Source organism: Fundidesulfovibrio butyratiphilus (assembly GCF_054657235.1).
The window spans coordinates 338,634-359,655 of sequence record NZ_BAAHXA010000002.1; the positions used below are offsets into that span (position 1 = coordinate 338,634).

The 21,022-nt window shown below is 62.3% G+C and carries 14 protein-coding genes; 1 reads left to right on the forward strand and 13 read right to left on the reverse strand.

The features are described from left to right. Positions 1-67: 67 nt before the first annotated feature. The 11 genes from ACYQ01_RS12580 to ACYQ01_RS12630 form a co-directional block, all read right to left on the reverse strand. Positions 68-4,771, reverse strand: coding sequence for a CHAT domain-containing tetratricopeptide repeat protein (locus tag ACYQ01_RS12580; protein ID WP_459934207.1), 4,704 nt, complete (start codon positions 4,769-4,771; stop codon positions 68-70). Between the two features lie 78 nt (positions 4,772-4,849). Further along, positions 4,850-5,740 carry a hypothetical protein gene (locus tag ACYQ01_RS12585; RefSeq protein WP_459934208.1) on the reverse strand — a complete coding sequence of 297 codons (891 nt, stop codon included), beginning with the start codon at positions 5,738-5,740 and terminating at the stop codon, positions 4,850-4,852. 445 nt (positions 5,741-6,185) lie between these two features. Continuing rightward, positions 6,186-7,064 carry an ATP phosphoribosyltransferase gene (hisG, locus tag ACYQ01_RS12590; protein WP_459934209.1) on the reverse strand — a complete coding sequence of 293 codons (879 nt, stop codon included), beginning with the start codon at positions 7,062-7,064 and terminating at the stop codon, positions 6,186-6,188. 196 nt (positions 7,065-7,260) lie between these two features. Beyond that, positions 7,261-8,709 carry a multiheme c-type cytochrome gene (locus ACYQ01_RS12595; RefSeq protein WP_459934210.1) on the reverse strand — a complete coding sequence of 483 codons (1,449 nt, stop codon included), beginning with the start codon at positions 8,707-8,709 and terminating at the stop codon, positions 7,261-7,263. A gap of 55 nt (positions 8,710-8,764) precedes the next feature. Beyond that, on the reverse strand, positions 8,765-9,295 hold the full coding sequence (locus ACYQ01_RS12600) for a cytochrome c3 family protein (protein ID WP_459934211.1): 531 nt from the start codon (positions 9,293-9,295) through the stop codon (positions 8,765-8,767). A gap of 461 nt (positions 9,296-9,756) precedes the next feature. Then, a complete protein-coding gene (gene metK / locus ACYQ01_RS12605; protein ID WP_459934212.1) occupies positions 9,757-10,929 on the reverse strand; it encodes a methionine adenosyltransferase in 1,173 nt (390 codons plus the stop codon). A 339-nt stretch (positions 10,930-11,268) separates the two neighbouring features. Next, positions 11,269-13,362: a hypothetical protein gene (locus ACYQ01_RS12610; protein WP_459934213.1), complete on the reverse strand. Its 2,094-nt coding sequence runs from the start codon at positions 13,360-13,362 to the stop codon at positions 11,269-11,271. Beyond that, positions 13,247-14,125, reverse strand: a complete 879-nt coding sequence (gene truA / locus ACYQ01_RS12615) for a tRNA pseudouridine(38-40) synthase TruA (RefSeq protein WP_459934214.1) — start codon at positions 14,123-14,125, stop codon at positions 13,247-13,249. The genes ACYQ01_RS12610 and truA overlap by 116 nt, the downstream gene beginning before the upstream one ends. 311 nt (positions 14,126-14,436) lie before the next feature. After that, positions 14,437-14,664 (reverse strand): hypothetical protein, encoded by a 228-nt coding sequence (locus ACYQ01_RS12620; RefSeq protein WP_459934215.1) that lies wholly within the window; start codon positions 14,662-14,664, stop codon positions 14,437-14,439. A gap of 159 nt (positions 14,665-14,823) precedes the next feature. Next, complete coding sequence (locus ACYQ01_RS12625; RefSeq protein ID WP_459934216.1) at positions 14,824-16,254, reverse strand: response regulator; 1,431 nt, start codon at positions 16,252-16,254, stop codon at positions 14,824-14,826. 61 nt (positions 16,255-16,315) lie between these two features. Continuing rightward, on the reverse strand, positions 16,316-17,638 hold the full coding sequence (locus tag ACYQ01_RS12630; RefSeq protein WP_459934217.1) for a 4Fe-4S binding protein: 1,323 nt from the start codon (positions 17,636-17,638) through the stop codon (positions 16,316-16,318). 97 nt (positions 17,639-17,735) lie between these two features. Between ACYQ01_RS12630 and ACYQ01_RS12635 the strand changes: the two genes are divergently transcribed. Continuing rightward, entirely contained in the window at positions 17,736-18,437 is a 702-nt protein-coding gene (locus ACYQ01_RS12635) for a Crp/Fnr family transcriptional regulator (RefSeq protein WP_459934218.1), read from the forward strand. 141 nt (positions 18,438-18,578) lie between these two features. Here the strand turns inward: ACYQ01_RS12635 and ACYQ01_RS12640 are convergent, their stop codons facing one another. Both ACYQ01_RS12640 and ACYQ01_RS12645 read right to left on the reverse strand, forming a co-directional pair. Beyond that, positions 18,579-19,955 carry a hypothetical protein gene (locus tag ACYQ01_RS12640; protein WP_459934219.1) on the reverse strand — a complete coding sequence of 459 codons (1,377 nt, stop codon included), beginning with the start codon at positions 19,953-19,955 and terminating at the stop codon, positions 18,579-18,581. A gap of 168 nt (positions 19,956-20,123) precedes the next feature. Continuing rightward, on the reverse strand, positions 20,124-20,876 hold the full coding sequence (locus ACYQ01_RS12645) for an N-acyl homoserine lactonase family protein (RefSeq protein ID WP_459934220.1): 753 nt from the start codon (positions 20,874-20,876) through the stop codon (positions 20,124-20,126). Between the last annotated feature and the right edge of the window lie 146 nt (positions 20,877-21,022).

Genomic DNA, 21,022 nt, shown 5'->3' on the forward strand with positions numbered 1-21,022 from the left:
GCACGCTACACCCGTCGGCAAGGCGCAACGGGGTGTCGCGGCGAGTGCTTGTCGCAAGGCGAGTCGTCTATCGCCAATTGCCCATGAGAACGAAGGGCGCCCAATAATAAGGGTGTGTGTAACCAGGGTATTCGCCGGGCTTGATATCGAGCCATTTCTTCTGTTTCTTCATTGAGGCACTGGAAGTGTGAATGGCTTGACCACGCGCGGGTCCATTTGGGTTTGGTCGAGCGGTGCCTTCCAGGAGGGACATTTGGGCTTTTCGCAGGGCCTGTGCGCGCGAGAGCCCTTGTTTCTGGCGCAGTTCGTAAAATCGGCCCATGATGATTGCCGTACTTTCGTCCGCCACTGGCCATAGAGTTGCCAGGACAGCTTTGGCCCCCTTGTGGATTGCCAGCGCGCCAAGACTTTCCACCTCACTGCCGTCGCCCTTGTCTATGCTGTCCACAGCCGTTTCACAGGCGGAAAGAGTCAGCATGTCCATGCCTGTAAACTGGTAATCCTTATCCAACTCTTCCAGAGTCAATCGTGAGCCGTCGCCTAACAGCAGGAAAGAATCCTTGGCGTGGCCTTGATTCAGTTTGAAGTGACTGGCGATATGGATAACAGGCCCTCCCGAGTTCAAGGCGTTACGTAAGGAGTCCTTGGTGAATTCGTTGTCAAGATGAATGGTCGCGGGCAAGACCCGAGCGATGGAGTCCATTTCCTCGCGTACGCCAGGTAAAGGCGAGAACCCTTGCAGGGCTTTGGTTGTCCCGAGGCCTGTGACCTTCCAATTTTGGATGGGCGCATCTTTGTAGCTTGCCCTTGCGGAATAGGTGAGCAGGGCCAAACCGTAGCGTTGAATCAGGTAACGCTCCCCATCATGCAAAGCGGCGAATGGCACATATCGCAAGATATCATCGAGCGAAAGCATCAGGTTCTGAATATGCATGCTGTCCAGCTCTTTTGCGATAGGTTCGATGAGCAATTTATAAAGTGATCGTGCCGGGGCATGTGGGTTTGTTTGAGGTGAATGCAAACTGTAAATTAATGGAAGGGAGAAAAATTCGATGAGATCTCTGTTGCACTTTTCTTTTGGTGTTGTGCATATTGTTTTGTCTTTCGTTATTGCAATTATCCAAAAATGCTGTTCCGACATAAGAAATTGGACAAAGGCTGTGTCGGGGCCAAAATCTTTCAAGTCCTTTTTCAGGCTGGCGGTTTCGTGAATCTCGCCCGAATTTGTATTTGTTGAGCTGAGGGAACTTCCCATTTCGTCAAGAATCCCTGAGAATTCTTGTCTGAAATCGTTTATTTGTTTTTTGAGTTTATGAACTTCTTGACCCTTTGAACTATTATTAGAATTTGATTTTTCGATTTGTATGTACAGATTGACAATTGGTTTCAAACGACTTGCAAATTCATCGATCCGCTTCACCCAGCGGGATTCTTCCCGCGTGTACTGGGCTTGTAGTGCCTGGTCGTAATTTGTGTGTGACGTGAGCTGCATAAAATTGTAGAATTCTTTATTTTTAAATGCCCGATGCACTTGCAGCGCTTCATCAACGCGATTTTGCAGAAGAAGAGAATCCATTAGTCCTTTCGATGCGCTCTCTTTACTGTAAGAGTATGCTTCAAAAGTTTTGAGTCCAAGTTTTGATACACTGGCTCGATTCCTTTGTACGAGGTTGAAGGCCCTCTTTCCGAATAACGTCGCGAAGTAATATTTCCCAGTATTGTTGTGGTATGTTGCCAGGGCGGTATACATTTTGCCTGTCAGCTCTGGGTTCCCTATGGACAGGCTTATGAACAGGGCCTGTTCATAGTTTTTACGGGCTTCTTCCTTGTGTCCTTGAGTTTCTTCAACTACGCCTTTTGATGCCAGCAATGTGGCAGATTCGCTGCTCATGGTGTTGTTTGTGGCAGCGCATACCAGTAGCGCGTCTTCAATTCGACGCAAGGATTCCTTGAGTTGATTCTTGTTAAAGTGTATTTTTGAAATATTGAGAAGTATTGGAATGGTGTATGGATGGTTGTCTCCATAAAGCTTTTTTATTATTCCAAGAGCTGTATTTTCCAGTTGAAATGCTTGGTCTATATCTTCAGAGGCTTCAAGCAAAGCTGCAGCCAGGTTGTGAGCTGCTTGTGCAATGGCAGCTTCGTCGCGATGAGGATCAGCTTCCAGGATGCTTAACGCACGTTTGAGATATTTTATTGAATTGTCTACTTCTGAAATATTATAATACAGTGCTGCGATGTTCGACAGCACAGTGGCAACGGCAGGGGAGTTCGAGCCGAGTTCTTTCTCGCGAATCTGCAATGCCGAATCGTAAAGTTCTTTAGCCGTGGAGTAGTCGCCAAGCTGCGTGGATACAAAGGCAAGATTGTTATAGCCAGTCGCAGTCCTCAGGTCTCCGGGGCCGAATACCTTTTTGCTCAAGTTGACGACCTGTTCAAAAACACCTTTTGCGGCTTCGTAGTCCTCCATCCTTTGCATGATTCTCCCTAAAAGTGTCATGCTGTCGATGGTGGATTTGTTCTCAGGGCCAATATTCTTTACATGGATGTTCACAGCTTGTTGCGCAAAATTTCGTGCCTCGGCGTGGCTCCCCAGTTCGTCCAAAACGTATGCCAATTGTCCACAGGCTGTGGCTGTTTGCGTATCTTCAGCTCCGTTGATGGATTGAGAAACCTCGACCGCTTTTCGCCGGAGGCGCAGTGCGTCGTCGAAACGGTGATCCCGTTCGAGCGCACTGGCCAGGAAATCAACACCAGCGAGAAATTGAGGATGTTTCTCCGATGTCGGCTTTGTCAGGATGGCTTTTGCGCGCTCCGTCAGCTCTTTTGACTGCTCTTGGGCTATTTGTTCATGGAACACACCTACCATGAGCGCCATTACGACACCAGACTCCACACTCTCTCTACCGTATTCCATCTCGGAATCGACGAGAGCGAGTTTTGCATAGTGAAATGCTTCTTGTGGCACACCGCTTTTCAAACGTGCCATCATCGTCTTGAAGTTTTTGTCAAATTCCTCCTTTACACTAGGCATTTCTCCTGTGATACGCTGATATCGATCACAGGCCTCACGAGAAAGGTCAATATTGCCAGCAGCCTTGGCAACAAGGCATAACGTACCTAGGCATTTAGTAGTGTCTTGGTGATTGTGAGAAAGTATTTTTTCTCGTATTGCTATACAACGGCTGAGATTTTTTATGGCATCGTTAAAATTTCCAGCGGAAATATCTTCCTTTATAATATCGTCAAGGGAATCTGCTAGCTGCTTGCTGTCTGGACCATAGGTATGTTCGCAGATAGTTGTGATGCGACTGTACATCTCTCTGACCCAAGGCCGGTCTTCACTCGATGCGATTGCTTGGGAAAGCGTATAGAGCGCGTCGGCAAGATATTCTTTGTTCTGTTTTTCTGTTTTTTCATAAATGGCGAGAGCGCGTTCATACATGGTTTTTGCTTGTGCGTGGTCGCCAAGCGCATCGAGTGTTTCCGCCAAAGCGTTCAAAACCATTGCGACTTCCGCATGCTCCGGCCCGTATCGTTTCTCTACGGTAGCCAGAACGTGTTCGTATAGGGTTTTGACCCCAGGCAAGTCGCCGGATTTCTTCAATACCTCCGCTAGGCTGACCATTGTGATGAGCGTGCTGTCGTCCTCCGGCCCCAGCACCTTCTCCTGGATGGCCAAGGCGCGTTCGTACAGGGGCTTCGCCGTTGCGTAGTCACCGTCCGCTTGAGCGACATCGGCCAACACGTCCAAGATCGACGCCACGTCCGGATGTTCCGGTCCCAAGACTTTCTCTCGCAGGGCCAGGGCTTCTCGTGCGGGCTGCAAGGCTTGCTTGTTCTTCCCCTGGGCGTGCAGCGATTCGGCATACTTCAACAAACCCGTCGCCACGGCCTCGTCCGGATTTTTCCCAAGGGCCTGTGCCACATGGGCGCTCCATTGCTTCAGCCCGGGAATATCATTCTGTTTTTTGGCAATGGATATCAGCCCGTCCAAAGCGTCGACGCCGGACGGGTTCAGTGTGACGGCCGCTTCAAATTCCCGCTTGATGCCAGGGAGGTCCTCAGTCCTCCAGAGCCCCCACCCCAACCAGTTGCGGGCCAGGTAGGACTCGGGAGCCAATTGGATCGCCTGCTGATACGGGTTGAGGGACGGTTTGGCCCCTTTTGGCTTGAACGTCAGTACCGTATAATGCTCCCGGGTGGCCGCTCCCAGGGCCTTGAGTGCGGGGAGGCTGGTCTTTTCCTCCCACAGGGCCTTGGATCGCTGCTGCGCCGAAAGGGGCAGGCCGTTGGCGGCAAGAACGTCCAGGAGCCCCTCGCGCAGGCCCTTGAGCCCCGTGTCCGCGTCCAGGGGAAGAACGGACTCGGCCGTCGATCCGGTCTGGGCATCGAAAAGTCGAACCGACACGGTTCGTTGCGCGGCGTCGGTGATTCGGCCTTCCAGCACGTAGCGCACCTCGGCCTGTTTTGCCGCCTGGGCTGGCGGCAAGCCCGGTCCGCGCCCGGCGGCGTAGTCCAGAAAGTCCTTTTCGGACGGAAAGAGTTTCTTGATTTCCCAAAGAAATGCTTCTCGTTTCAGCCCGTCGTGCACGTAGAGCGTCATTTCGAGCGCGTTCTGCACCCCGAGTCCCAGGCCGTCGTCGGCCTGGCCCTGGGCGGGCAGGATGGGCAGAACCACGAGTTGGGGACGATCGGCGGCCCGGGCGCATAGTACTCCACAGTGAACCAGTATGATGCAGAGCAGCAGACACCGAATACGTGGGCGCATAGGTACTCCTGTTTGATCGTTCCAACCATGAAATCCATTCGCCTTTCAGTAGGACGGACGAAATGCGCACAACCGTCGTCAAGCGCGCTTTGCGATGCGGAGCAGGGGGGATGTTTCAGGATCTTCGCCCAGGCTGACAAGCGCGGCGCGAATTGCCTCCCGCAGTCTTCCGAGCAGGCGTCGCAGCCGGCCGTGCGCCTGGTCCTGTCCAAGGCCCAGCAAGGCTCCGGCCTTGGTGACGTTCAGGTCGTCCTGGTAGACCAGGCGAAGCAACAGCCGCTCCTCGGCCGACAACCGCATCCTGGTGCGCAGGGCGTGCAGAAAACGACGCAGTTGGTCCGCGTCGGACTGGGCGGGAAAATCCTCGGGCAGTTCCAGACACAGGCGCACGGCCTGGAGAAACGCCGAGCGCTCCTTGATGGCCAGGAGGTCTTCCGGGGACTTCAGGTGCTCGTTGCAGTCGTGCGGGTCGGGTTGGGGCTCCGTTTCCTCCAGCGGCGTTTCCCGGGGCGATTGCGCTCCGCAATCGGGAATGTTTTCCAGGATGGTTCGGCCCGCCGTCAGGGCGGCTTTGCGGCCCGGTTTGCCCGGGGACTGGGCTTCGAGGGTTTCCGCGGCGGCGTCGCGGCTCAGTCCCTCCAGGCAGAGCAACCGGTACAGGCGTTCCCAGAATCCGCCCTTGAGCCTCACCCAGGCCGGGGGTCTGCGCCTGCCGAAGCGTTGGCGGGAAAAATCCTCGACAAGGCGCAGGGTCACCGCTCTCAAGAACGTTTTGAAGGAGGACCGGCCTTGATATTGGGTGATTTTGCTCCAGCCGTCCTCGGCGCACTTTTCGTGAACGTAGTTCAAGGCCTCCTCGGCCAGGGTTTCCTGACGGGGAAACCGGCGACGGATTTCGGACTGGATGAACCCCCAATGGGCATAGAAGGTGTCGGCGGGATTGACGCTCTCGCCTGACTGCACGCGCATGAACACCCGGGCTATTTATATTCTGTTATAAGTCGGTCCATAACCAAAGGCTCCCGAGGGAGCCGGAGATGTCGACCGCATACAAGATCGTCCTTGAGCCTTCGACAAATCGTTCTCAAGGAAAGGGCAGGTTTCTGTCAACGGGATTTCGCCGCATATCCGCGTGTTCCAGGAAAGGGAGGGCGTGGCCCGGCGGGTCGGGCTGCGGAGGAAGGCGGTGACTTCGGGGCGTGTCGCGCCTGTGGGGGCGCGCAAGAAAAGACGCGCGCCTGGTCGGTCGGGGGCTGGAAATGCCGCCGCCGAAGGGGCGGACGCTTTTCGGCGCGAGCGCCGCATCAGGTGCGACAGGACGTCCAGGCGCGGCGGGGCGTCCAGGCGGGAAAGGCCGGCGCGAACGTCGACGGGAGGACCTTTCGGGACGAAACGGCCCTCCCGCCGGAAAAGGCTACACGACCTTGTTGAGGGAATATTCGATGATGCCTTCCGCGCCGGCGTCGCGCAGATTGGGGATGAGATCGCGCACCGTGGCGTCCGAGACCACCACTTCCACCGACAGCCAGTCGGAATTGTACAGGTTGGCCACCGTGGGTGAGGTCAGGCTCGGCAGCAGGGCCATGATCTTGCCCATGCCGCCGGCGGGCACGTTCATCTTGAGGCCCACCAGCTTTTCGGCCCGCAGGGCGCCCTGAAGCAAGAGGACCATGTTTTCGATCTTCTTGCGCTTCCAGGGATCGGCCCAGGCGGCCTTGTTGGCTATGAACTGGGTGTTGGTGATGAGCACCTCGGCGATGATGCGCAACCCGTGGGCCTTGATGGTGGTGCCGGTCTCGGTCACCTCCACGATGGCGTCGGCCAGGCCTTCCACCACCTTGGCTTCAGTGGCTCCCCAGGAAAATTCCACTTCGACGTTGATGCCGGCCTGCTCGAAGTAGCGCTTGGTGTAGCCCACCAGTTCGGTGGCGATGCGCTTGCCTTGCAGGTCTTCGGGGCGCTTGAAGGGCGAGTTCCCGGCCACGGCCAGAACCCAGCGCGCCGGGCGCGAACTGACCTTCGAATAGATGAGATCGGTCACCAGCACCACGTCGGACTGGTTTTCGAGGATCCAGTCCTTGCCGGTCAGGCCGCAGTCGAGCAGGCCCGATTCCACGTAGCGGCTCATTTCCTGGGCGCGGCACATGGAGCAGGTGATGTCGTCGTCGTCGATTTCAGGAAAATAGTTGCGGTGATGCTCCTTGATCTTCCAGCCGGACTTTTCAAACAGTTTGACGGTGGCCTCTTGCAGGCTGCCTTTGGGAATGCCCAGCTTGAGCGTAGGGGCGGACATGGAAAAACCTCCTTGCATGTTGGCCAAACGACGGACGTTGCCTGGCCCTGCGCGGTAGCTAGCCCGGTTCCGCCCGATTGGCAAGGGTTGGCGGGGGTCTGGCGGCGCCCAGCCTTGGCGGCGCGGGGAAATCCCGCCGGAGGGTCCGGGCCTTCGCCAAAAAAAACCGCCCGGATCGCTCCGGGCGGCGTGGGGTTTATCCGCCCTGCTTCTGGTCCTTGAAGATCTGGGCCGGGCGGGTGGTGTCGCCGCCGGAGCCCGGCATCGCGGGATAGCGGTAGGGCTTTCTGGAGCCGTCCAGGTAGCTTTGGGCTTCCTCCATGATCTCCTGGAACTTCTTCTTGCACTCGTAAAAGCCGTGCCACCAGGCGTAGTCCGGGGCCATCATGGCGGTGCCCATGCGGGCGCGGCGGCCTTCGTGGTGCCACAGTTCGTAGAAGTCCCACTGGATCTTGGTGTTGAACATGGGCGTTTCGTCGATGATCTTCTTGGCGTAGAGTTGATCCATGACCTGCTTCACCGGCTTGAAGTAGATCTCGTTGTAGTTTTGCACCGCCGCGTCCAGGTTGGCGTAATGGGCCTTCACCCAGGGATCGCCGTGACACTGCGTGCAGACGGCCTGCATCTTCTTGCGCTCCACTTCCCAGTTGTTGTGGGCCGGGAAGGGCTTGAAGTCCTGCGGCCGGATGGTCAGCGGGGCCTGGAGTTCCCAACTGAGGCGTTCGGTCACGTCGTGGGTGCCGATGACCGAGCCGGAGCCGGACATGTGGCAGCCGGCGCAGGTGGGGGCGCGGTAGTCCACGCCGGGCGTCCAGGAGCCGGGCGCGCTGGTCCAGTTGTAGGTGGAGCCGAACGCGTCGTAGATGTCGCCGTGCTTGGATTCCTTGAATATTTCCATCTGCGGATGATCTGGGCCCAGGTGGCAGGCGCCGCAGGCTTCAGGCTTGCGGGCGTCCATGACCGAAAAGCGGTGCCGAGTGTGGCAACTGCTGCAACTGCCCAGGCTGCCGTCGAAATTCAGCCGGCCCACGCCCACATTGGGCCAGGTGGCCGGATCGATTTCGCCGTTTTTGTCCGTGGCCAGCACCGTGCCGTGGCACTTGAAACAGCCGGCCGTGCGCTCGGTGGCGTTGTTGAGGCCGTGATTGAGCCAGGGATCGATCTTCCAGATGATCTCCAGGGTATTGGCATGCTTGCTCTTGGCGTACTGCTTCACTTCGTCGGGGTGGCAGCGGGAGCACGTCTTGGGCGTGACCGCGGCCTGCACCGGCACGCGGTATTCCGACGTGCCCCACTTGGTGTCCGAGCGTTCGTACTGCTTGTAGTGGCGCTTGCTGACGCCGGGGTCGAATTCCTGGGCCTGGTGGCAGTCCAGGCAGTTGATGTTGGCCGCCGCGTGTCGGCTCATGGCCCAGTCGGTGAACAGCCCCGGCGTCTCGGTCTTGTGGCATTCGATGCAGGCCTGGGATTGCTTGGACATGCCCCGTTCGATCTTGAACTCCTTGGGCGTGGGCATGTTCATCTGCACCTTGGTTTCGCCGGTGTTGTTGCCCTTTTCCTCGGCAAAGAGGTTCGGTGCGCCGGCCACCAGCATCACCACGCCGGCCGAGAACAGAACAAGCCCGGGAATCGTCCATTTTTTCATGCGTGTCCCTCCGTCGCTCCCACGTTTGCGCGCGCCCGCGCGGTGGCGTTCTTGCTTACCTGAGATACGTGTACCGGGTGCGCCCGACGTGAACGAGATTGCGGTGGCAGTCGACGCACTTCTTATCGTATCCGGCGCGGGGGTACAGCACTTCCTTGTGGGCGAGCATGGCTCCGCGTTTGCCGGGAATGTAGAGGATGTTGCGGTGACACTTCAGGCATTGATCGTTCGTGAAGCCGGCATAGGCCGCCTCGCGGTTCGCGGCCCGATCGTAGGCGTCGGGACCGTTTACCAGGTGGGCGATCACGTCTTTGGCCCCGTGCAGGGCCTTCATGTAGAAGAAGTTCACGGTATCGTGGGGAGCCGGCAGGTGGCAGTCCATGCAGTCGGCCACCACGCCTCGCGCGTTGTTGTGGTGGGTGGAGAGGGTCCAGTCGTTGAAGGCCGGCTGTATCTCGTGGCACGAAGAGCAGAATCCGGGAGTGGAGGTGCGCACCATGGTGTAATAGGTGATGCTGAACAGGGGAAAGGCGATAAGGATTCCCAGACCGACCAGGAGGACCGTTTTCCATTTCCCCTTCATCATGTTCGCTCCGGGAGGTGTTTGGAGGAAGCCGTGTCAACTCTCAAGGAAATATAATGATTTTCAATAATTATTTAACAATATGTATTATAATAAGCGAAAAGGGAAAAAATTGTCAACGCGTGTCGGCGATCTTTCGCTTCCGCGTTTGTGCTGGTCGTTGAAAAGTCGCCTCGCGCGGTCTGTTCAACAGACCCGTCGGCCAGGCGCGTCGGCGGTCGAGCCTGCAGCGTGGCGCGAATACCCGGGGAGGGCGTTTTCCGGGAAATGGGCGCCGCCAGCGCCCCGGGCGAAACGCACGGACGTGACCCGGCCGGGGAGTTCGGTGAAAACGGGAAGGGCGCAAAAGGACGGTGGGGTCGCGCGGCCCGGAAGCGACGTTCGCAAGCCCCGTCGCCGGGAGATGTCCGCAAAAAAGGCCGGGCTTTCGGCCCGGCCTGTCGCGGTCGAGGGGAGAAAAGAGCCTAGAGTTTCAGGGCCGTGCGCAGGTCGGCCACGGCGTCGGTCTTTTCCCAGGTGAACTCGGGCAGCTCGCGGCCGAAGTGGCCGTAGCAGGAGGTCAGCCCGTAGATGGGACGCTTGAGGTCCAGGCGGGTGGTGATGAAGTAGGGGCGCATGTCGAAGACTTCGCGCACGGCCTGGGTCAGCACCTCGTCGGGGATGTCGGACGTGCCGCCGGAGCTGGCCAGCACCGAGACGGGTTCGGCCACGCCGATGGCGTAGGCGATCTGGACTTCGCAGCGTTTGGCCGCGCCGGAGGCCACCACGTTCTTGGCCACGTAGCGGGCGAAATAGGCCGCGGAGCGGTCCACCTTCGAGGGGTCCTTGCCGGAAAAGGCGCCGCCGCCGTGGTGGCCCATGCCGCCGTAGGTGTCCTGGATGATCTTGCGGCCGGTCAGTCCGCAGTCGCCCAGCGGGCCGCCGATGACGAACCGGCCGGTGGGGTTGATGTAGATCTTGGTGTCCTTGTCGAGCATCTGCTCGGGCAGGGCCTTGGCGATGACTTCGGCCTTGATGGAATCCACCAGGTCGATGTGGCTCACGTGCTCGTCATGCTGGGACGAAACCACGATGTTGTCGATGCGGATGGGCTTGCCTTCCTGGTATTCCACGCAGACCTGGGTCTTGCCGTCCGGGCGCAGGAAGTCGAGAATGCCTTCCTTGCGCACGTGGGCCAGGCGGCGCGACAGCTTGTGGGCGTAGTAGATGGGAGCGGGCATCAAGGTGTCGGTCTCGTCCACGGCGAAGCCGAACATCATGCCCTGGTCGCCCGCGCCCTGTTCTTCGGGCTTGGTGCGGTCCACGCCCTGGGCGATGTCGGCGCTCTGCTTGTCCACGGAGGAGATGACGGCGCAGGTCTCCCAGTCGAATCCCATGTGCGAGCTGTTGTAGCCCACGTTTTTCACGGTTTCGCGCACGATGGCCGGAAAGTCGGCGAAGGCGGAGGTGGTTATCTCGCCGGCGATAAAGGCCACGCCTGTGGTCACCAGGGTTTCGCAGGCCACGCGGGCCTGGGGGTCCTGCCGGAAGATGGCGTCCAGAACGGCGTCGGAAATCTGATCGGCCACCTTGTCGGGATGGCCCTCGGTGACGGATTCGGAAGTGAACAGATACTTGCCTTTGGCGGCTGCGACCATGTTGGGAGTCCTCCACTCGGATATGCGCCCTGCGGGCGCGAGTCGTCGAGATATGTGGTTGGCCTTGAAAAATCGGAGCCGATATATCCCCATCCTACAAGGCTGCAAGGCATGTGTCACATTCGCAAAAGTCTTGTCAAACCAAAATCAGCCGTTGCTGGACAGGAAATACGGACCCTTCAACAGTGAAAAATCCAGACCGATCTCGCCCACTTCGCGCAAGTCAATTCCTTGCGTATGCGCTCCGCGCCCGGGACGCGGCTTGCTCTTGGGCCGTGGCGGACGTTTCGGGGGAGGCGCCCGAAGCGGCGCGTTTGCCGGCCGCCTTGGCGGCGGCCTTCATCCCAGCAGATCGACGAGTCGGTTCTTGCGTTCCAGGTCGAGTTCGCTGGTCAGGTTGGGTCGGTTTTTTTCAAAGTCCGCCAGCGGCTTGAGCCAGGAGTCCTGTCCGGCGGCGCGCAGGCTGTCCGCGGCGCGGCTCCAGGCCGGAATGAGCCCGGTCCCCTGGTCGGCGAAAAGGGACCGGGCCGCGTCCTGGTCGGCGTAGGCGGCTTGCCAGAAGGTGTCGAGGTTGGTCCAGACCTGACCGAGGCGACCGGTCCTGACCAGCCCGAACCCGGAAAGCGCGCCCGACCGGGCGGCCAGGGGCTCTTCCAGGGTCGCCTTCACGCTCGGGTCGAGAATGTCGGCGTTGTTGGAGAGTGTGCGCAGAAGGTCGTTGTAGGCTCCGGTCACCCGGCCCAGGCTCTCCTCCAGTTGGGCCATGCCCTCGGTCACCCGCAGGGGCAGGCTCTCCCCGGTGTCGTCGGTCGCGGTCAGCAGCAGGCGGCCCTGGTCCTGGCTGTACGTGTTGTTTTCGGACACGTGGGCCACGCCGTTGATGTCGGCCTGGCCGTCCTGTCCGGGCCAGGCCGACGTGGCCAGCCCCAGGGGGGAAAGCGCCCCTCCTGAGCCTTCCGACAGGTTCAGGTTCTGGCCGATGCGCCTGTTTTGCTGGATGAGCGCCAGGGACACGGCCTCCTGGCGCAGGGCCATGCCGTCCACGGCGTACGACGGCAGGAACCCGCCGGACAGGCCGGCCGAAAGCGCGTCTCCCCCGGCGTCGCCGGTCGCCACGGCCAGGCTCGTGAGCGCGTCGCGGGCCGTGTCCCCGGCCCCCACCGTGAACGACGCGGTGGTTCCCACCAGGCGGTTGGTGAGCCCCAGGGCCGAAAGCAGGCCGCCCGCTCCGTCGGACAGGGTGAAGTCGCCTCCGACCGATCCTTCCACTGCCGCCATCTGGCCGTCGGAGGTCACATTGGGGCGGGTGGGGTCGGGAATGGGCGCGGCCTCCACCCGGGCGTTCACCCCGGGCTGGGAAAAGGTCGTGGACGGAGCCGTCATGGCGGGATCGTCCGAGTTCACCCGGAAGTACTGGCCGTTGATTTCGGCCGTGGTGGCACGCAGCACGTCGCCCCAGGTCCAGCCCGAGCCCACGGTGACCTGGTGGGAGCGTGTCTCGCCGTTCGACGTGGACGTGAAGGCGTACGTTCCGGGCGAAAGGCCGGTGGCTTCCTCCGGGTCGAAGGTGTTGGAAAGGTAGGTCGCCGGCGTGTCGTCCGAAACGGAGGTGGTCAGGGCCAGGTCGTAGCGTCCCCTGGTGAACCCCAGGGAGTCGGCCGAGGCCCGGGGATCCACGGGGGCGGAGGCGAAAACGGCGGGCAGGGCCAGGGCGCGCACGTTCACGTCGTAGGGTCCGGTCCGGGCCGGGCCCACGGCGTCGGTCGTGGCGGTCATGCCCAGGGCCCGGAGCAGCCCTCCCGAGGTGTCCACGGCCTGCGGGCTCTGGTCCGCGCGCGCGGGATTGACCGAAAAGGCGAGCACGGACCCCACCCCCGTCATGCCCGGATCGGCCGAAAAGGCCGCGTTGTTGTACACCACGTCGGCCCGGACGGGCAGCTCCCCGGCGTTGACCGCGTTTCGCGTCTTGGCGAGCACGTCGCCCCAGGTGTCGCCCTGGCCAAGGCTGACCGCCACCTTTTCGGTCACGCCGCCAAGCGACAGGGTGAAGGCGTAGTCGCCCGCGTCCAGGCCCGAGGGTTGGGCTGCGTCGAAGCCCGAGGAAACCATCTTGATTTCGGGAGTGGCGTCTGATCCCGAACGGGTGGTCCCGCCCAGGCGGCCTTCGGTGTCCGAAGAGCCGGTCACCAGGCGCGACTGGAACCAGGGCGGGGTTCCCTGGGGCCAGGCGAAGGCGGCCAGGGCGTCCTGGAAGCGCGACAGAGCCCGGTCCACGCCGGCCAGGGCCGGTTGGACGAAGCCGGACGAGTCCTCCTGCTCACTCTTGACGATGAGCGCCTGGCGCAGAACCTCCCTGGCCCCGAAGTCCCGTTTGACCTGGGTCGCGTTCAGGGTCTTCCCCGTCTGGATGGCGCTCAGCGGATAGTCGGCCAAGTCCCTCGATCTCCATGTGTTCGAGGCACAGACCGCGGGCCGGCGCGGTGGCCGGGGCCAGGGTTCTGTCCCTCGTCAGAAGAAGGGATCGGACGAAATCCGGTTCGGCTTTACCCCTGCCCACCCAGACCAGCGCGCCCATGATGTTGCGCACCATCTGTTTGAGAAAGCCGTGACCCCGCACGCGCCAGACGGATTCGAAGGTCGTCTGGCCCGGATGCCGGATCAGGCTGTCCACGGTGCGCACGGTGCTGGCCACCCGGGTGCCGGTGTTCTGGAAGGCGGCGAAGTCGTGGCGGCCGACCAGATGGGCGGCCGCGGCCTCCATGGCCAAAAAGTCGAGGGGCCCCACGGCCCAGACAAAGGGCCGGCGCTGGGGCAGGGTGAAGTCCGGGGCGTGCCACAGGGTGTAGGCGTAGGTCTTGCAAGCCACGGCGCGGCGCAGGTGGAAGTCGTCCGGGGTCCGGCGGGTGAGGACCACGGCCATGTCCCGCGGAAGCAGGGTGTTGAGGGCCTTGGTCCAGGGCACGCTCGCGCGGGAGAGGGGCAGGTCGGCGTGCGCCACCTGGTGCAGGGCGTGGACGCCGGAGTCGGTGCGCGAGGCCCCGTGAGCGCGCACGGGCCGTCCGGCCACCTTGGAGAGGGCGGCCTCCAGGCAGGCCTGCACGCTTCTCCCCTGTCCTTCGGGCTGGTACTGCCAGCCGGCGAAGTCCGTGCCCTGATAGGCCACCACCATGAGCAGGCGAAAGGTCGATTCAGCCATGGCCGGCCTATAGCCGGAGCTGGGCCGGCTGCCAAGGCGGGCGGTCGCGGGGCGGACAGACTTTGGGGGAAAAAACGAAAAAAAGGCCGCCGAAAAGACCCGGCGGCCGGATGCGGCAAGGGGAAACGGAAAATCCCGGGTGGCCGAGGCCGCGTCGTCTAGCAGCCCGCCCAAAAAGTCAATTCTTGCAGCCTGTTCAAAAAACTTGCTGGCAAAACGCGAGAAAAAATCAAGCCCGAAGCGGAGTTGGCATCCGTAAGGGGTTGAGCTTTTCGCAGCAACGCAGCCAGCAAGGATTTTTCAACAGACTGCTAGCGCAGGCAGGCGGGCTGGTAGCCGCGTTCCCGCATGCAGGACTTGGTGGCGTCCTCCACGCTGACGGTCTGGCCGGGCGTGTAGTGTTTGAGCGCGCCCAGGGAGTAGCAATCCTGGTAGTCGGCATCCAGGTCCTCGATCGAAGCCTGGGGCTTCTGATAGGGGGGCTTGGTGCAGGCGCAAAGCGCCAGCGCGACGAAGGCCAAGACGATGAAGCGCCGCATGGGTGTCTCCTTGATAAGCGTTGCCAGCCGGTTTTCGAACAGGCTGCAAGAATCGACTTGTTCAACGGCCAGTTAGGCCATGACGATCCCGGCGTCAATGTCGGGGCCGGGCGTTCTTAGCCGCCGAAACGCCACAGGAATGTAAGGGCCGGGGCCGCGTTACAGACGCTCGCGTTTTTTGGGCAACCTGACCGTGGCCAGGGTCTGACCGTCCCGGGTTTCGATTTCCAGGCTGCCCCCCATGAGGCCGAGCATCCTGCGGGCGAAGGGCAGACCCGACTCCGCGTCGGAGTGGTCGAACGGCAAGTACGACACGGCCGATCCCTCCGCTTCCGGGGGGGACGTGGCGGCGATCACCAGGCTGACGTGCTTTTCGCTCTCCGAGGCGGAAACCGAAAGCGATCCCCCCTCGGGCGTCTGGCCCAGGATCTGGCGCACCAGGTTGATGAGCACCTGGGTCATGAGCTCGGGATCTTCCTGCACTTGCGCGGTTTCCGGGCCCAGGTCCAGACGCACGGCAACGCCCCGGGCGTCGGCTTCGCAGGACAGCACGCCCATGGCGTCGCGCACGGTCTGCCCCACCGGACAGGTCTCGGTCTTGATCTTGACCGGCGTCAGGTAGTTGAGGGTGCGCGCCAGCAGGTCTTCAAGCCGCTTGGCCTCGCTGAAAATGATTTCGGCCTCGTGGGCTTCCGGGTACTTGTCGCGCAGGCGTCTGGCGAAACCGCCGATGCTCATGAGGGGATTTCTGATCTCGTGGGCCAGGCCCTGGGCGATGGACCCCAGGGTCTTGAGCTTTTCGCGCTGCACCAGAAACTTTTCCAGGGCCACCCGGTCCGAAATGTCCAGGATCACGCCCTCGGCCAGGGGCTCCTGCGAGGGATCGTCGCGCAAGGGAATCACCTTGAGCAGGCAATAGGCCATTCCCCCGCCGCTCTTGAGCAGGCGGCATTCGCCGGAGCGGGGCTTGTCCTGATGGGTCAGGGTGGCGCAAAGCAGGCGTTCGAGCTTTTCCCGGTCCTGGGCGTAGGCGCGGTTGACCAGCCAGTCCGGCTTGTGGAGCACGCTCTGGGGAGATTCGCCCAGCATCGCCTCCAGGTGGCGGCTCACGAAGAGGAAGGACCGCTGGCTGTCCATGAGAAACACGGTCATGGGCACGTTTTCCACCAGCGTGTGGTAACGTCCTTCCACCTTGCGGGCCTTGCGGGCCAGGTCGCGGCGCGACAGGGCGTTGCGCAGGGCCTGTTCCACCAGCTCGAAGCTGGTCAGGGGCTTGGGCACGTAGTCCACGGCTCCCAGCTTGAAGGCCTGGGCCGCCTCGGAAACGTCGTCCACGCCCGAGACCACCATCACCGGCATCTCCAGGGCGCGGGCGTCCACCTCGGCCAGAAAGCCCAGTCCGTCCAGAACCGGCATGCGCAGGTCCAAAAGCACCAGATCGGGCGAGCGTTCGCGCACCAGATCAACGGCCTCGCGGCCGTTGGACGCCTCGATCACCTGGAATCCCCTGGGTTCGAGGCCCAGGCGGATGAGCCGGCGTTGCGCCGGGTCGTCGTCAGCCACCAGCACTGTGGGCAGGACGTCGTCCATGAAGGCCTCCCGTGTTTTCCCCAGTGTAGAGGACGAGGCCCCGCAGGGCAACGGGTGCGAGCTACATTCTGGCCAGTCCGAGAAAAACCGTGTGCAGGCAGGCGGCCAGAACGGCGAAGGCCGTGCGCACCAGGGGACGGTCGCGGCCGAAGGCGGTAAGCGTCAGGCTGCCTTTGGGACAACGGGGCAGGCAGTCCAGGCACAGGGAGCAGGAAAGGCCCGGCCGCCTGGCCGCCAGATGCTCGGGGCGCAGGGCGTTGTAGCGGCAGGCCCTGGCGCAGGCCCCGCAGGCCGTGCAATCCGGCCCGATGCGCAGCCGCCAGGGAGAGAGCCGGCCCAGCAGTCCGGCCACCAGGCCCATGGGGCAAAACCCCGCGCAGTGGGCCATGTATCCCGCCCGGCGCGAGACAAAAAGCATCACCCCCACCCCGACCAGTCCGAATCCGGCGGCCAAAGCCCCGGCCCAGGCCGGCCCCACCCCGGCCAGGCGCAGGCCCCAGGCTGCGGCCGGCACGCAAAGGGCCAGTCCGGCCCGGCCCCGGGCCATCCATGCCGGAGCGGGCCGGGGAGTTCCGGTCCTGGCGCAGGCGTCGTCCCACGCGCCCACGTAGCAAAGGTGGCTGCACCAGGCCGGGCCGGCCAGCAGGGCGGACAGGGCGAACAAAATGGGCATGAACAGCCCCTCGCCCCGGTAGAGGGGGCCGGCCAGAATCAGGGCGGGGACGGGCAGGTGCGGGGAGGCGTTGAACAAAAAGCGGGGAAACCCGGCCAGCCCCAGGCCCAGTTGCAGAAAAAAGACCAGGGAAAAGGCCGTCCAGACCGTCCGGCGCACCGTTGGCGACCGGGCGGGATCGGCCAGCCCCTGGGCCACGAACCCGGCGTACAGGGCCAAAAGCGCGGCCTCCAGCCAGCCGGCTCCGGCGGCGAACCGGTCGGCCAGCAGCAGTCCGGGAGGGCCTTTGCGCTCCACCAGGGACAGCGCGGCGAAGACCAGGGCGCAGGCCAAAAATCCCGGCCCCCCGCGGGTTGGCGCGGTATCGCGCCCCGTCCGTCCTAGAGTCCGGTCCTGGGCCCATGCCAGAACCAGGGCCGCACCCAGGGGCAGGAGGACGGCCCCGGTCATGATGGCCGCCAGCCGGATCACGGGCAGCCCCATGGCCAGGCGGGTTCCGGCCAGCATGGCCCCGGTGTGGGCCAGGTCCAGCGCGCCCAGGACCAGGGCGGCCTGGACCGCGAGCCGGGCGAAGGGGCGCCGCGTGAGGGCCAGGCAGGCCAGGGGGGCCAGCCAAGCCAGCGCCGGCCAGAGCCCGTGCCAGCGCAGGGCGTGGGCCGCGGGAAGCAGGCTGGCCAGGCAGACGAGTGCCGCGAGGGGAAACGAGGACATGTTCGACAGGCTCCGCTTGAAGGTTCGTCCCCCCCAGGCTCTCCCGGAAGAGCGCGGCGCGCTTTGACTTGGATCAAAAATCGGCTACGAAGGGGGTATGGTTTCCCCTTCCTCCGCGACCACCCTGTCGGTTCTGGCCAAGGTTCCCCTGTTTTCCAGCCTGTCCGGGGCGCAATTGGCCACCCTGGAGGGCAACTCCGCCGTGATCGGCTACGACAGGGGGCAGATGATTTTTTTCGAGGGAGTCAAGGCCAAGGGGCTGTTCGTGGTGCTTTCCGGGCAGGTGAAGATCTACAAGGCCTCTCCCGAAGGCAAGGAGCAGATCCTGCACGTGCTGGGTCCGGGCGAGCCCTTTGCCGAAGCGCCCGTGTTCCAGGGGGCCAAGTATCCGGCCAGCGCCATGGCCATAGCGGCCTCGCGCGTGCTGTTCATCGAAAAGGACGTGCTCACCCGGCTCATGGAGCGCGACGTGGGCCTGGCCATGGCCATGTTGGCCGCGCTTTCCCTGCGGCTGCGCCAGATGGCCGCCATGATCGGGCAACTCACCCTGCGCGAACTGCCGGCCCGTCTGGCCGGGTATCTGCTCCTGCGCGCCGAGGACCAGGACCGCGACACCTTCGCCCTCGACATCAGCAAGGGCCATCTGGCCGGTCTTCTGGGCTCCACGCGCGAGGCGCTCTCGCGCACCCTGGCCCGGCTGGCGGACGCCGGACTCATCGCCATGGACAACCGCACCATCACCCTGCTCGACAAAGAGCGCCTGGAGTCCCTGGCCGAGGGCGAGGCCAAGCTGCGCTGACCCTGCGGCGAACGACGCGGACAGGCGGCGAGGCCTGTCGCGGCGCGAAACCGGTCCGCGCGCGGTCGACTTTTCGGTCGGCCCCGGCGTGCCCTGCCCGCGTTGTCGTCGCGCCGGGGATTGCCGGCGTTTCCGGCGTCCTCAGCCCGCCACGGGGAAGCAGGGGGCGTTGAGAACGCGGTGTCGCGTTTTGTCGAGGTCCTTGTCCGGAGAGAGACGAAAGACGACGGTGTTGCCGAAGTCGTCGTTCGTGGCGACGCCGATGCCTTCCAGGCAGGAGGTGGGGATGGTGTCGTCGTCGAAGGTGAAGCTCCAACCCTGCTCCCCCTGGAAATCGAAGTTTTCGTGAATGTAGCGCTGATCGTGCGTCTTGAAGCAGAAGTAGGGCTGGGGACCCCAGATCGGCTTGTCCGCCTCGATCTCCAACGTGTTGTCGTTCCAGCGGAAGGAAAGGCTCACGGGCTCGACCCGGGGCAGCCGGCAGTGTTGGCGGATGGCGTCCACGGCGTTGGCGTGGAGGAAACGCACGTCCCGGTGGCGGGAGCCGACCGCGCGCACGGTGTCCATGAACCAGTCGATCTGGGGTCGCATCTCGCGTTCGTCATGGTTGGTGATGGACAGGATGGCCGATCCCCGGGTGGAAGCCTGGACAAAGGCCCGCTCGATTTCCGCTTCGGAGATGGGGCGTAGCCGGGAGTCCAGGTTCAGGCATCGGGCGATATAGCGTTTCATGCCGCCGGGGCGTTGGTAATCGGCGAAACTCGGGTGGTACACGTCCCAGAGGTCCGGGGCGCGTCGCCAGTCGCCGTAGCGGCCGCCGCCGATGTCGCGTTGTTTTCGGTCTTCTTCCCGTTCCGGCATGCCCTGATTGCCGTAGTCGAAGGGAATCCACTGCTCCAGAAAGAAATTGATGTCCGGGCGTTCGAGATGAAATCCCGGCCGAAAGGCCGCCGGAAAGTCCAAATGGTCGATGACCCGGCGGCTCAGGGCCTGGAGGTGGTGGTTGGTGTAGCTGAAGCTGTTGGAATTTTTGTTGGCGGCGTGGAAATAGGACACCGGATGGTAGTGGAAATAGAGCTTGTCCATCGGCGGCGCGAACGCGGCGAGCTTCTCCACGTAGTGATCGTAAATGGTGTGAAACCCGAGGGCGCGACGGCGCGGGTTGAAGTCGTGCCCCACATGGTCGACCACGAACCAACTGAAGACGTAGCCGTTGCCCGCGTCATCGGCGTGGCGCTGGCGCCATTCGGGGCTCATGAGTTCGTCGACCATTTCGTCGACTTGCGTCCAGTCTTCCTTGTAGTTTCTGCGTCCTGGGGCCAGAAACTCCATGACCTGCTCCCGCAGGTCGTCGGGAAGGCCCCGTCCCTGCTGGAGTTCGGCGAGGCGTTGCGCGCTCGGTTTGAAACGGAGCCCGAACGAGCGTTCCAGACACTCGAATTTTGCCGCGAGGGATTCGTACAGGGGGCCTTCCGTGTCCACGCAATGGACAAAATAGAGCGTCTTGGGAGAAGACATGAAGCGAGCGACCTCTTTTTTCGACATAGGGTTTGGATTGTCGGGGGGATGCGCCCCGGGGTGGCAGGCGTCCAACCCGTGACGACCTGGGCCGGATGACTAACCCCGAAGTCGGGGTTTGTCATCAGGCTCGTGCTCCGGCGGCCCGGGCGTGAGGCTTGCGGCGCGTTATTTGCCCCCGATGGGGGCGCCGGAGGCGAAGGACGGCTCATGCAGGGGCACCACGATGTCCGCCGCGTCGCGAATGCGGCGCACGATGTCGTAGGCGGCGTAGCTGTTGACGCAGGTGCCCGGCGGAATGACTTCCATCTCCCGGGCGCGCACGGACTTGGGCGGGAAAAGGTTCTCCCGGATGACGCAAAACCCCGTGATAACGGTCAAGCCCGCCGGGGTGTCCACGAACACGGACATGCCGCCTTCGGTGTGGGCCGGCGTGTGGACCATGCGCAGGCCCGGCACGATTTCCGCGTCTTCGGACAGGGTCACCACCTGCCCGGCTTCCACCACGTCTTCGATGTATTCCTCGTTGTAGCGGTAATCCAGGGGGTGTGGATTCCGGGCGTGCTCCAGCTCTTTTTCGTGGACGTAGAAGACGGCGTTTTCGCACAGGCTGTCATTTTCGCAGTGGTCGTTGTGCAGGTGGGTGTGCACCACCACGTCGATGTCCGCCGGGGTCATGCCGAAGCGGGCCAGGCCTTCGGCGAAGGTGTGGATTTTTCCGCCGATGGCCGCTTCCCGGCTTTCGGACACCACCGGGCGCATTTCGCCGGTGTCCACGAGGATGCGTTTGTTCCCGCCCTCCAGATACCAGCCGTAGATGGGAATGGTGTAGGGCTGCCCGTAGTCGAATTGGTAGGTCATCATTCCCTTGTCGAATTCCTTGGTTCCCAGCACGAGGGGATGAATCACGAAAGTGCCCATGAATCCTCCGGTGTTTGGTGTGGGCCCGGGCAAGCGGTCGCCTGGGGCGAGCGGTTGCGGTTTTTCGGGACGCGGGCTGTTTTTTGGTCACTCTTATCGCGCTGTTGTGGGATGTTGGCAACCGGCAAGGGAATTGGAGTGAAACA